Here is a 12,781-nt window from a genome sequence, read left to right as displayed (position 1 = left end):
AATGCCTAAAATTCTAAAACCCTAGGCTGGATAGCAAATCGTCCACATCGTCCTGACCGGACACAACGTCTTCTCTTTTATCGGCATGAATCTGCGGACCTTCACCCTGAGAGAGATGTTTTTGTGGATCTTTTTCAGCAAGCATCGCTTCACGGTCATGTTCGATGCCCGCAAAGCGGTCCACCTGACTGGCCATCAGCACGAGCTTGAGCAGGTTGCTTTCAACTTCGGTGACCAACTGGGTCACACGCTTGATCACCTGGCCTGTGAGGTCCTGGTAATCCTGGGCGAGCAGGATGTCGTTCAGGTTGCCCGACACCGCGCGATTGTCCGTGCCGCTGCGCGTCAGGAACCCGTCGACCCGCCGGGCCAGTTCACGAAACTCTTCGGCGCCGACTTCGCGACGCATGAAGCGCCCCCAGTCCGCGCTCAACACCTTGGCTTCATCGGCCAGGCCATTGACCAGTGGTGTGGCACTTTCCACCAGATCCATGGTGCGGTTGGCCGCAGCCTCGGTCAGCTTGACCACATACCCCAGGCGCTCGGTGGCGTCGGTGATCTGCGACACTTCTTCGGCCTGCGGCATGTGCGGGTCAATCTGGAAATTGACGATCGCGCTATGCAGTTCGCGGGTGAGCTTGCCCACTTCCTGATACAGGCCGCGGTCACGGGTCTGGTTGAGCTCATGGATCAATTGCACCGCGTCGCCGAACTTGCCTTTTTCAAGGCTCTCGACCAATTCGACGGCGTGTTTTTTCAGGGTCGATTCAAAATCGCCCAATGAAGTTTCGTTATTGCCCATAGCTCCCCCGTGGCGCACTCATCAACCGATGCGTTCGAAAATCTTCTCGATTTTTTCTTTCAACGCCTGGGCCGTGAAGGGCTTGACCACATAGCCGTTAACGCCGGCCTGGGCCGCTTCGATGATCTGTTCGCGCTTGGCTTCAGCGGTCACCATCAGCACCGGCAGGTGCTTGAGCTTTTCATCGGCACGCACGTGGCGCAGCAGATCGATACCGGTCATGCCAGGCATGTTCCAGTCCGTTACCAGAAAGTCGATGCTTCCGCTGTTGAGCACCGGGATGGCGGTAGTGCCATCGTCGGCCTCGACGGTGTTGGTGAACCCAAGGTCACGCAGCAGGTTCTTGATGATCCGCCGCATCGTTGAGAAGTCATCAACGATGAGGATTTTCATGTTCTTGTCCAATTCGACCTCCAAGCAGTCTTAAACGCGCCCAGCACCTGGACACGCCATTTCAATCAATCCGGCAAAGCACTCAATGACTGTCTGGAGCACAACAGATCGCGACCGGCGCAGTTCAACACCACACCAGCCTCGTTCGCAGTGTCCCCCACACTGCCTTCAGCGCGCTCGCCACTCCCCCAAACGCCCCCGCAAACGGGCCGCGCACTGGCTGTGTAACTGGCTGACCCGCGATTCGCTGACCCCCAGGACCTCACCGATTTCCTTGAGATTCAACTCTTCGTCGTAGTACAGCGCCAACACCAGTCGCTCACGCTCCGGCAAATTGGCAATCGCATCCGCCAGCGCAGCCTGGAAGCGCTCATCCTCCAGGTCGCGCGACGGCTCGACATGAGCACTCGCGCCATCCTCGTGCAGCCCTTCGTGTTCGCCGTCCTGCAACAGGTCGTCGAAACTGAACAGCCGGCTGCCCAGGGTGTCGTTCAAAATCCCGTAGTAATCGTCGAGACTCAATTGGAGTTCGGCCGCAACTTCGTGATCTTTAGCGTCACGGCCGGTTTTAGCTTCAATCGAGCGAATGGCATCGCTGACCATGCGCGTATTGCGGTGGACCGAACGTGGCGCCCAGTCCCCCTTGCGCACTTCATCGAGCATGGCGCCGCGGATTCGTATGCCCGCGTACGTCTCGAAACTGGCGCCTTTGCCGGCGTCATATTTGGTCGACACTTCAAGCAGGCCAATCATCCCGGCCTGGATCAGGTCTTCGACCTGGACACTGGCCGGTAAACGCGCCAGCAAGTGGTAGGCAATGCGTTTAACCAGCGGCGCGTAACGCTCGATCAGCTCGTACTGCGCATCACGTGCCGACTTCTTGTAGAGGTTGTAGCCGCTGGCTGTCATAGAACAGGTCCTGCTGTCTGCTGCACGAGGCGCTCGACGAAAAACTCCAGGTGCCCGCGCGGGTTGGCAGGCAGCGGCCAGGTATCAACCTTCTGCGCGATGGCCTTGAACGCCAGCGAGCACTTGGAACGCGGGAAGGCCTCGTAGACGGCGCGCTGCTTCTGCACGGCCTTGCGCACGCTTTCGTCGTAAGGCACCGCACCGACGTATTGCAGGGCGACGTCGAGGAAGCGATCCGTGACCTTGGTCAACTTGGCGAACAGGTTGCGTCCTTCCTGCGGGCTCTGGGCCATGTTGGCCAGGACGCGGAAGCGGTTCATGCCGTAGTCGCGATTGAGCAACTTGATCAAGGCGTAGGCATCGGTGATCGAGGTCGGCTCGTCGCACACCACCAGCAGCACTTCCTGGGCTGCGCGGACGAAACTGACTACCGAGTCACCAATGCCCGCAGCGGTGTCGATCACCAGTACGTCGAGGTTATCGCCGATATCACTGAAGGCCTGGATCAGGCCGGCGTGTTGCGCGGGGCTCAGATGCACCATGCTCTGAGTGCCGGATGCGGCCGGAACGATACGGATGCCGCCTGGTCCCTGCAGCAATACATCGCGCAGTTCGCAGCGGCCCTCGATCACGTCGGCCAGGGTACGTTTGGGTGTCAGGCCCAGCAGAACGTCGACGTTCGCCAGTCCCAGGTCGGCGTCCAACAGCATGACGCGCCGGCCAAGTTCGGCCAAAGCCAGGGACAAGTTCACTGACACATTAGTTTTCCCGACGCCACCTTTGCCGCCGGTCACCGCGATCACCTGTACGGGATGCATGCTGCCCATGTTATTTCTTTACCTTGTCTTGCATAGACGGAGGCCACATTACTGGCTGCGCGTTCACAAACGGAACAATGCATGGCAGACCATCGATGTAGGTACAAAAACTGTTCATTATTACCTCAGCCAACCTGCTTGGTCGGGCTGTGGTAGATGTCAGCGAACATGTCAGCCATGGCTTCTTCGCTGGGTTCTTCCTGCATTTGCACGCTCACGGCGCGGCTGACCAATTGATGACGGCGCGGCAGATGCAAATCATCCGGGATCCGCGGGCCATCGGTCAGGTAAGCCACCGGCAGTTCATGGCTGATGGCAAGGCTCAACACCTCACCCAGACTAGCCGTTTCGTCCAGTTTAGTCAGAATGCAGCCGGAGAGCCCGCAGCGCTTGTAACTGTGATACGCGGCCGTTAGAACCTGTTTCTGGCTGGTGGTTGCCAGGACCAGATAATTTTTTGATTTGATGCCGCGACCGGCCAGGCTTTCGAGCTGCATGCGCAGCGCCGGATCGCTGGCCTGCAGGCCCGCGGTATCGATCAGCACCACGCGTTTGCGCAGCAACGGCTCCAGGGCCTGCACCAGGGACTGGCCGGGATCGACGTGGGTCACCGACACATTGAGAATGCGCCCCAGGGTCTTGAGCTGTTCCTGGGCGCCGATGCGGAAGCTGTCCATGCTCACCAGCGCAATGTTCTGCGCGCCGTACTTGAGTACGTAACGGGCGGCCAGCTTGGCCAGGGTGGTGGTCTTGCCCATGCCGGCAGGGCCGACCATGGCGATCACTCCGCCCTCTTCCAGCGGCTCGACGTCCGGAGTAACGATCATGCGCGCCAGGTGCGCCAGCAACATACGCCAGGCCTGACGAGGCTCTTCGATTTCGGTGATCATTGCCAGCAGGTCGCGCGACAGCGGGCCAGACAGGCCGATACGTTGCAGGCGACGCCAGAGGTTGGCCTGGTCCGGACGGCTGCCTTGCAGCTGATTCCAGGCCAGGGAGCCGAGTTGTACTTCCATGAGTTCGCGCAGGCTGTTGAGCTCGAAACGCATCGAGTCGAACGCGCGCGGGTCCACGCCACCGGACGCTGGCGCAGCGGCCGGCGCGGGGCGACGGGGTTCGGCGTAGGTCGGCTCGATCAGAGGCTCGGCGGCAGTCAACGGCAATCCGGCGAACAGTTGGCGATTGGTTGCATTGTCGCTCTCGCCATCGCCACGCAGGCTCAATTCGGCCTGGGCGGTGACGATCCGCGACTGAGTCTTGCGCAATTCGTCTTCGAGTTCCATGTTCGGAACCCGCGGCGCCAGCGCCGACAACTTGTAATCCAGCGCAGCTGTCAGTTCGACCCCCCCGGCGATCCGGCGGTTGCCAATGATGGCGGCATCAGCGCCCAGCTCATCGCGAACCAGCTTCATGGCCTGACGCATATCGGCGGCGAAAAAACGCTTAACTTGCATAAACCACTACCTCAGCCGTTGGGCCCTACTGTCGCAACGATGGTCACTTGCTTGTTGTCAGGGATTTCCTGGTAAGCCAACACATGCAAACCCGGGACTGCGAGCCGGCCAAATCGCGAGAGCATCGCGCGAACCGGACCGGCCACCAGCAGAATCACCGGCTGACCTTGCATCTCCTGACGCTGCGCCGCGTCGATCAACGAACGTTGCAGCTTCTCAGCCATGCTTGGCTCCAGCAGAACGCCCTCTTCCGAGCCTTGTCCTGCCTTTTGCAGACTATTGAGCAATATCTGTTCCAACCTTGGCTCCAGCGTGATAACTGGCAGCTCCGACTCAGTACCTACAATGCTTTGGACGATTGCGCGGGATACGCCAACCCGCACGGCAGCCACCAGCGCGGCGGTATCTTGACTCTTGGCGGCATTGTTGGCGATCGCCTCGGCAATACTGCGGATATCGCGAACAGGCACCTGTTCGGCCAACAGCGCTTGCAACACCTTGAGCAACTGCGACAGCGAAACCACGCCCGGCACCAGCTCCTCGGCCAGTTTCGGCGAGCTTTTGGCCAGCAATTGCATGAGTTGCTGCACTTCTTCGTGACCGATCAGCTCACTGGAATGCTTGTAGAGTATCTGGTTCAAGTGAGTAGCCACTACTGTACTGGCATCGACCACCGTATAACCGAGGGATTGCGCCTGGGCGCGCTGGCTGATTTCGATCCAGACCGCCTCCAGGCCGAAAGCCGGATCTTTGGCGGTAATGCCGTTGAGCGTGCCGTAGACCTGCCCCGGGTTGATCGCCAGCTCGCGATCCGGGTAAATCTCCGCTTCGGCCAGGATCACTCCCATGAGGGTCAGGCGATAGGCACTCGGCGCCAGGTCGAGGTTGTCGCGGATATGCACCGTGGGCATCAGGAAGCCCAGATCCTGGGACAGCTTCTTGCGCACGCCCTTGATCCGCGCCAGCAACTGCCCGCCCTGGTTGCGGTCCACCAGCGGAATCAGGCGATAACCCACCTCCAGGCCGATCATGTCGATCGGTGTCACGTCATCCCAGCCAAGCTCCTTGGTTTCCTGTGCGCGGGCCGGCGACGGCAGCAACTCCTGCTGGCGCTTGACCTCTTGCAGGGCGTGAACATTGGCGACGTTCTGCTTTTTCCAGAACAGGTAAGCGCCACCGGCCGCCAGGGCCGCCATGCTCAGGAACGAGAAGTGCGGCATGCCGGGCACCAGGCCCATGACCGCCATCAAACCGGCTGCCACCGCCAGCGCCTTGGGCGAAGCGAACATCTGGCGATTGATTTGCTTGCCCATGTCCTCCGAACCGGACGCACGGGTCACCATGATTGCCGCTGCTGTCGATAACAACAGTGATGGCAATTGCGCCACCAAACCGTCACCGATGGTCAGCAGCGCATACACCTTGCCGGCGTCGCCGAAGGTCATGCCGTGTTGGAAGATACCGACCGCCATGCCGCCGATCAGGTTGATGAACAGGATCAACAGGCCGGCGATGGCGTCACCGCGGACGAATTTGCTGGCACCGTCCATGGAACCGTAGAACTCGGCTTCCTGGGCCACTTCCGAACGACGGGCCTTGGCCTGGGCCTGATCGATCAGGCCGGCGTTGAGGTCGGCGTCGATCGCCATTTGCTTGCCGGGCATCGCATCGAGGGTGAAACGCGCGCTCACCTCGGAAATCCGCCCCGCGCCCTTGGTCACCACGACGAAGTTGATGATCATCAAAATCGCGAAGACCACGATACCGACCACGTAGTTACCGCCGATCACCACCTCGCCGAAGGCCTGGATCACCTTGCCGGCGGCGGCATGACCGTCCTGACCGTGGAGCATCACCACCCGCGTGGAGGCCACGTTCAACGCCAGGCGAAGTAACGTTGCCACCAGCAGAATGGTCGGAAACACCGCGAAATCCAGCGGGCGCAGGGCGTAGACGCACACCAGCAGCACGACGATGGACAGGGCAATGTTGAAGGTGAAGAACACGTCCAGCAGGAACGGCGGCACCGGCAACATCATCATCGCCAGCATGACCAGCAGCAACAGCGGCACGCCCAGATTGCCGCGACTCAAATCGGCAACGTTTGTGCGAGCAGTGTTGAATAACTGAGAGCGATCCACCGGTTTTCCCCGTTCCTTTAAAGCAAACTTTTGACGCCTGAAGCGAGCGCAGAGCGGCTACTGCAAGAAGCTTTCCAACTTTTTGCCGGGAAAGGAATTGAGCGCATGGCACGGGCCTCTGTGACTGACACGGATCCCTGTGGGAGCGAGCCTGCTCGCGATGGCGTCAGCACAGCAAATATCCATGTTGACCGACCCTCCGCTTTCGCGAGCAGGCTCGCTCCCACGGTATTTTCAGTGTTCATGGTTAGCCATAAGTCGCGCAGACTGCCGAACCTATCAGTTCTGCTAGTACCCACCTGCGACTGATCGACCGATACTCAATCGCCCTCCCTTTGAGAATCTGGAGCAGCCCCTATGGAATCCACACAACCCATCCTGCGTTGCCGCTACAGCTATGACCCTCTGGATCGCCTGATCAGCCAACTTCTAAAAAAGGGGACAAAAAAGGGGACAGATATATTTTTGGGATTTACGCAGAACAAATGACAAATTTAATTACAACAAACCGGAACAAAATCACCCCCCCTCTACGCTTTCCTCATCACTACCAGGACGTAGGAAGATGGCGCGAAAGGGGACAGATATATTTTCGGGATTTACGCAGAACAAATGACAAATTTAATTAAAACAAACCGGAACAAAATTACCCCCTTCCTCTACGCTTTCCTCATCACTACAAGGACGTAGGAAAATGTATGCCCAGAATAGGACGCGTTGTACTGCCCAACTACCCTCACCATGTCGTACAGCGAGGCCACAATCGACAGGTTGTTTTCGCGAATGAAGGTGATTTTGAGTACTACCTCTCAGACCTGCGCGAGCTAAAAGACGCCTTTGGTGTGCGCGTTTATGCCTACTGCTTGATGACCAACCATGTCCATCTTTTGCTTGCGCCTGGTGACACTGCGTCCAGCCTTGGACAAATGATGAAAGCCCTTGCAGCCCGCATGACTCGTTACAGAAACAAGTTAGAGGGTCGTTCAGGCACATTATGGGAAAGCCGCTACAAGTCCAGCCTCGTTCAATCTGACACCTACTTGCTCGCGTGCAGCCGGTACATCGAACTGAATCCAGTGAGAGCGCGTATTGTGTCGCATGCAGAGGATTATCCATGGTCAAGTTTCCGTCTTCGCTTGCTGGAACCCGCAGAAACAAATTGGCTGGACATCGACCCATGCTTTAATGCACTAGGACCAACAGAGTTCGTTCGTCGCATTCGCTATAAAGAATTTGTAGATCAGACTGCGTCGAGCGGAGAACTGGAGCTCATAAGAAATGCCCTCCAACGTGGGCAACTGACCGGAACCCGCCGTTTTGAAGACGAAATAGAGCACATCACAGGGCTTCGTGTAATAGGTCGAGGGCGAGGCAGACCCGCAAAAATTCATGCAAATGAAATAACCGAAGAAAAACCCGCGCCCGTCTTAACCCGTAAATAAATTCGCAAATAAATCTGCCCCCTTTTTTGCGCAAATAAATCTGTCCCCTTTTTACTTTTAAATCTGTCCCCTTTTTACTTTTGATCTTCCGTCCGTGAATCGCACGACCTTAAACCCGCGAACCTATCAGTTCTGCTAGTACCCACCCCTCGCAAAACCGCTGATACTCGGCTCAAGCCCTTCGACCTTTCGAGGCGTCCATACATGGCAAACCAACACGAAACCCTGCTCTGCCACTACCGCTACGATGCCCTCGACCGCCTGACGAGCAGCGAACTGCCGAACGAGCCTAAGCACCAGCGCTTTTACTGCAAAAGCCGGCTGGCCACCGAGATCCAAGGCGCGAACCGGTATTCGGTGTTCCAGCACGATGATCAACTGCTGGCGCAACAGTTGAGCGAAGGCGGATCATCCGACACCACACTTCTGGCCGCCGATCAGCAGCGTTCGGTGTTGCACACGCTCAACACCAATCAGCCACGACGCCCCATCGCCTATACACCCTATGGGCATCGCCCTGCCGGGAACGGGTTACTCTGCCTGCTTGGTTTCAACGGTGAGCGGCCGGATATGGTGACCGGGTGGTATTTGTTAGGGAATGGGTATCGGGCGTTCAGTCCGGTATTGATGAGATTTATCAGCCCGGATAGTTTTAGTCCATTTAACAAAGGCGGGTATAATTTATATACTTATTGTGGCGGCAATCCAATAACTCGACGCGACCCTAATGGCCATTTTTTTATTAAGACGACACCATCTTTAATCAACGAAATTATCACAACAACATCAACCACAACAACAATAATTAGCACACCCCCAAGAAGAATACTCACCTCAACCAAAGTTACCAACACTGGTGCAGGGGGACGCTTTATAAAAGCCGTAGTAGATGACAAACTACTAGTTACCCCCCTCAATGATAAAAAGCTAAAATATACAATTCTAAATCCAACCCTGAAGGAACTTAGCTACTCAAAAATAACAAGATCTCCATTTACTAACGATCTCCCCCTCCACTTCCGCAATGACCTTACAGATGTTCACTACACTATAGATATTGTAAATCTGGGCAATGCAGCAGAGGCCAGAGCCTCATTCCTGAGGGCTGTGGGAAATCCAATCAGTCGTCAAGAAGCTGAGAGACAGACATTAGTCGAAGCAATACGAGGGGAAGTTGCAGGCGCCTCTCTGAACACCGCCAGGGCACTTAGAACAGCAAACAGATACAGGGAAAACGGGCACAACTTGATTTAAAAATGTCCAACCCAAAAATACAAATATAAAAGGAACCAAACATAAAGGGAACAGATTTATTTATCCAACCTTTTACACAGGTTTGAAACAGAGGTTTCGCAAGCGAAAAAAGATCGCAGCCTTCGGCAGCTCCTACAGGGGTTCGGCGTACATCTGTAGGAGCTGCCGAAGGCTGCGATCTTTTGCTTAGAATTGATCAGGAGTCGCGGCGCAAATCCGGCGGAATCGGCAAATCATCCTTAAGCGGATCAGGCCGCTTGCCCTTGCCCGCCCGATACTGTCGAATCTGATAAACGTAAGCCAGCACCTGCGCGACCGCCAGGTAGAGACCGCCGGGAATCTCCTGCTCCAGTTCCGTGGAGTAGTAAATCGAGCGCGCCAGCGCCGGAGATTCCAGCAACAGAATCTCGTTGGCCGCCGCGATCTCACGGATCTTCAGGGCCAGGAAGTCGCTACCCTTGGCCAGCAATACCGGCGCATTACCCTTTTCGGGGTCGTACTTGAGGGCCACGGCGTAGTGGGTCGGGTTGGTGATGACCACGTCGGCCTCGGGAATGGCGGCCATCATCCGCCGCTGGGACATCTCGCGCTGCAGCTGTCGAATTCGCTGCTTGACCTCCGGTCGCCCCTCTTGATCCTTGTGCTCGTCACGCACTTCCTGCTTGGTCATCAGCAGCTTCTTGTGGCTTTCCCAGAGCTGCACCGGCACATCCACCGCAGCGATGAGGATCAACCCGCAGGCCATCCACAAGGTGCTCCAGCCCACGACTTGCAGACTGTGAATAATGGCCATGTCCAAGGGCTCATGGGCGATGCGCAGCAGGTCGTCGATGTCCGACGACAGCACCGCCAGCGCCACGAACAGGATGATGATGAACTTGGCCAGAGCCTTGAGCAGTTCGACCAGCGACTTGGTCGAGAACATGCGCTTGAGGCCGGGACCGGGGTTCAAGCGGCTGAATTTGGGCGCCATGGAACTTGCCGCGAACAGCCAGCCACCCAGGGAAATCGGACCGATGATGGCGGCCAGCACCAACGTGATCATCACTGGCTGGATCGACCACAGGGCAATCTGCCCCGAGCGCATCAGGTAGGTGGCCATGGAGCGCTGATCCAGAATCACCTCCCGCGGCAGCGAGAAGTTGATGCGCATCAGCTCCATCATGTCCTGCGCCATGGCGCCGCCAAAAATCAGCAGCGCCGAGGCACCGACCAGCATGATCGCCAGGGTGTTGAGCTCCTTGGACCGCGCAATCTCACCCTTTTCACGGGAGTCCTGCTTGCGCTTCTCCGTGGGGTCTTCTGTTTTATCCTGACCGCTTTCGCTCTCGGCCATGACTCAGCTCGCCCGTGCCATTTCGCGTAACAACTGCAAGGCCTCGGAGGCCAGCGGTTGATACTGGTTGAGAATGTCCGCCAGCCCGACCCAGACGATAAACAGCCCAAGCACCAGGATCAGCGGGAAGCCGACAGAGAAAATATTGAGTTGCGGCGCCGCCCGGGTCATGACGCCAAACGCGATGTTGACCACCAGCAACGCGGTGATCGCCGGCAGTACCAGCAACAGCGCCGCACCGAGCACCCAGCCGAGCTTGCCGGCCAGTTCCCAGTAGTGGTTGACCATCAGGCCGCCCCCCACCGGCAACGTGGTGAAACTCTCGGTGAGGATCTCGAACACCACCAGATGACCGTTCATGGACAGGAACAGCAGCGTCACCAGCATGGTGAAAAACTGCCCGATCACCGCCGTCGATACGCCGTTGGCCGGGTCGATCATGGAGGCGAAGCCCATGCCCATCTGGATGGCGACGATTTGCCCGGCCACCACAAAGGCCTGGAAGAACAGCTGCAAGGAAAAACCCATCACCGCACCGATGAGAATCTGCTCGGCAATCAGCAATAGCCCGCTCAAATCCAGGGCATTGACCGGAGGCATCGGCGGCAGGCCCGGCGCGATGACCACGGTGATGGCCAACGCGAAATACAGGCGGATGCGCCGGGGCAGCAAGGTCGTGCCAAACACCGGCATGACCATCAGCAAGGCGCCGACGCGAAACAGCGGCAACATGAACGTCGCCACCCAGGTGCTGATCTGGGTATCGGTCAGTGCAAGCAGTGACATGGCTTAGCCGATGACCTGCGGAATACTGCCGTACAACTGCAGGATGTACTCCATGAAAGTCTGCACCAGCCATGGACCGCCAACGATCAGCGTCACCAGCATCACCAACAGGCGCGGCAAAAAGCTCAGGGTCTGTTCGTTGATCTGCGTGGCGGCCTGAAACATCGCCACCAACAGGCCCACCAGCAAACTCGGAATCACCAGCACGGCGACCATCATGGTGGTCAGCCACAGCGCTTCGCGAAAGATGTCGACCGCAACTTCCGGGGTCATGGCGAGACACCGCCAAAGCTGCTGGCCAGCGTGCCGATGATCAGCGCCCAGCCATCCACCAGCACGAACAACATGATCTTGAACGGCAGGGAAATGATCAGCGGCGACAGCATCATCATACCCATGGCCATCAACACACTGGCCACGACCAGGTCGATGATCAGGAACGGAATGAAGATCATGAAGCCGATCTGGAATGCCGTTTTCAGCTCGGAGGTCACGAAGGCCGGCACCAGGATGGTCAATGGCGCCTGATCCGGCGTCGCGATGTCAGTGCGCTTGGACAGGCGCATGAACAGTTCCAGATCGCTGGTGCGGGTCTGGGCGAGCATGAAGTTCTTGATCGGCACCTGGGCCTTGGCGACCGCATCCTGGGCCGTCAGTTTTTCCGCCAGATACGGCTGCAAGGCGTCCTGGTTCACCCGGTCGAACACCGGCGCCATGATGAACAGGGTCAGGAACAGCGCCATGCCGGTGAGGATCTGGTTCGACGGTGTCTGCTGCAGGCCCAGGGCCTGGCGCAGGATCGAGAAGACAATGATGATCCGGGTGAAACTGGTCATCAGCATGACAAACGCCGGGATAAAACTCAGCGCGGTCATGATCAGCAGGATTTGCAGGCTGACCGAGTATTCCTGCGCACCCTGCGCATTGGTGCCCAGGGTGATGGCCGGGATCGACAACGGATCGGCGGCGAATGCCAGCGGCGCGGCCAGCATCAGGGTCAGCATCAAGGCGATGCGCAGCGCACCCATTACTTCTTATCCTTCTGATCTTTACCCAGCATCTCCAACAGGCGCTGGGCAAATTCCGGCGTCGGCTTCTCGGTACTCGGCACTTGCACCGGCTCCTTGAGCACATGCAATGCAGTGATGTTGCCGGGGCTCAGGCCCAACAGGATCTGCTCGTTGCCGACCTGCACCAGCATCAGGCGGTCGCGAGGCCCCAGCGCGCGGGAACCGACAATCTCGATCACCTGCCCCTTGCCAGCCGGACCTGCCTGCTGGACCCGACGCAGCAACCAGGCGAGGAGGAAGATCAGCCCCAGCACCAGCAACAAGCCGAACACCAGCTGCGTCAGTTGCCCAGCCACACCGCTGCTCACCGCCGGCGCGGCAGCCGTGGTCGCCGTAGCGACAGGCTCAGCCGCCAGCACGTTGAACGGCATCGCCA

Annotated in this window: 13 protein-coding genes; 2 read left to right on the top strand and 11 right to left on the bottom strand. The window is 57.9% G+C overall.

The annotated features are described in order from the left end of the window. Nucleotides 1-13 precede the first annotated feature (13 nt). From AC1RP7_RS19345 to flhA, 6 genes are all read right to left on the bottom strand, one after another. Nucleotides 14-802: a protein phosphatase CheZ gene (locus AC1RP7_RS19345; RefSeq protein ID WP_008052267.1), complete on the bottom strand. Its 789-nt coding sequence runs from the start codon at nt 800-802 to the stop codon at nt 14-16. Nucleotides 803-823: 21 nt separating this feature from the next. Beyond that, nucleotides 824-1,195 carry a chemotaxis response regulator CheY gene (locus AC1RP7_RS19340; protein ID WP_003183998.1) on the bottom strand — a complete coding sequence of 124 codons (372 nt, stop codon included), beginning with the start codon at nt 1,193-1,195 and terminating at the stop codon, nt 824-826. Between the two features lie 168 nt (nt 1,196-1,363). Then, a complete protein-coding gene (gene fliA, locus AC1RP7_RS19335; protein WP_057715873.1) occupies nt 1,364-2,104 on the bottom strand; it encodes an RNA polymerase sigma factor FliA in 741 nt (246 codons plus the stop codon). Beyond that, the gene (gene fleN, locus AC1RP7_RS19330) at nt 2,101-2,931 is read right to left on the bottom strand and encodes a flagellar synthesis regulator FleN (protein ID WP_008001746.1); all 831 of its coding nucleotides are present in this window, start codon (nt 2,929-2,931) and stop codon (nt 2,101-2,103) included. Before fleN ends, fliA begins: the two co-directional genes overlap by 4 nt. 116 nt (nt 2,932-3,047) lie before the next feature. Continuing rightward, on the bottom strand, nt 3,048-4,376 hold the full coding sequence (flhF, locus tag AC1RP7_RS19325) for a flagellar biosynthesis GTPase FlhF (protein ID WP_090453847.1): 1,329 nt from the start codon (nt 4,374-4,376) through the stop codon (nt 3,048-3,050). Between the two features lie 11 nt (nt 4,377-4,387). Next, complete coding sequence (gene flhA / locus AC1RP7_RS19320) at nt 4,388-6,517, bottom strand: flagellar biosynthesis protein FlhA (RefSeq protein ID WP_493181673.1); 2,130 nt, start codon at nt 6,515-6,517, stop codon at nt 4,388-4,390. A gap of 698 nt (nt 6,518-7,215) precedes the next feature. Here flhA and AC1RP7_RS19315 point away from each other — a divergent pair. Continuing rightward, the gene (locus AC1RP7_RS19315; RefSeq protein ID WP_493181671.1) at nt 7,216-7,959 is read left to right on the top strand and encodes a transposase; all 744 of its coding nucleotides are present in this window, start codon (nt 7,216-7,218) and stop codon (nt 7,957-7,959) included. Nucleotides 7,960-8,163: 204 nt separating this feature from the next. Then, a complete protein-coding gene (locus AC1RP7_RS19310; RefSeq protein ID WP_493181670.1) occupies nt 8,164-9,213 on the top strand; it encodes an RHS repeat-associated core domain-containing protein in 1,050 nt (349 codons plus the stop codon). A 196-nt stretch (nt 9,214-9,409) separates the two neighbouring features. On the opposite strand, the gene flhB is transcribed toward AC1RP7_RS19310, so the two are convergent. The 5 genes from flhB to fliO are packed head-to-tail and all read right to left on the bottom strand — an operon-like array spanning nt 9,410 to nt 12,776. Next, nucleotides 9,410-10,549: a flagellar biosynthesis protein FlhB gene (flhB, locus tag AC1RP7_RS19305; RefSeq protein WP_489340014.1), complete on the bottom strand. Its 1,140-nt coding sequence runs from the start codon at nt 10,547-10,549 to the stop codon at nt 9,410-9,412. A gap of 3 nt (nt 10,550-10,552) precedes the next feature. After that, nucleotides 10,553-11,335 (bottom strand): flagellar biosynthetic protein FliR, encoded by a 783-nt coding sequence (gene fliR / locus AC1RP7_RS19300; protein WP_057715877.1) that lies wholly within the window; start codon nt 11,333-11,335, stop codon nt 10,553-10,555. A gap of 3 nt (nt 11,336-11,338) precedes the next feature. Then, entirely contained in the window at nt 11,339-11,608 is a 270-nt protein-coding gene (fliQ, locus tag AC1RP7_RS19295; RefSeq protein ID WP_015096238.1) for a flagellar biosynthesis protein FliQ, read from the bottom strand. Beyond that, nucleotides 11,605-12,363 (bottom strand): flagellar type III secretion system pore protein FliP, encoded by a 759-nt coding sequence (fliP, locus tag AC1RP7_RS19290; protein WP_057715878.1) that lies wholly within the window; start codon nt 12,361-12,363, stop codon nt 11,605-11,607. The genes fliQ and fliP overlap by 4 nt, the downstream gene beginning before the upstream one ends. Then, nucleotides 12,363-12,776 (bottom strand): flagellar biosynthetic protein FliO, encoded by a 414-nt coding sequence (gene fliO, locus AC1RP7_RS19285; protein WP_090453841.1) that lies wholly within the window; start codon nt 12,774-12,776, stop codon nt 12,363-12,365. Before fliO ends, fliP begins: the two co-directional genes overlap by 1 nt. Nucleotides 12,777-12,781: the final 5 nt, after the last annotated feature.

Source organism: Pseudomonas sp. GW822-FHT01E03 (genome assembly GCF_058802985.1).
The sequence above is the reverse complement of the archived record's forward strand: the minus strand, read 5'-3'. Positions and strand labels throughout refer to the sequence as shown.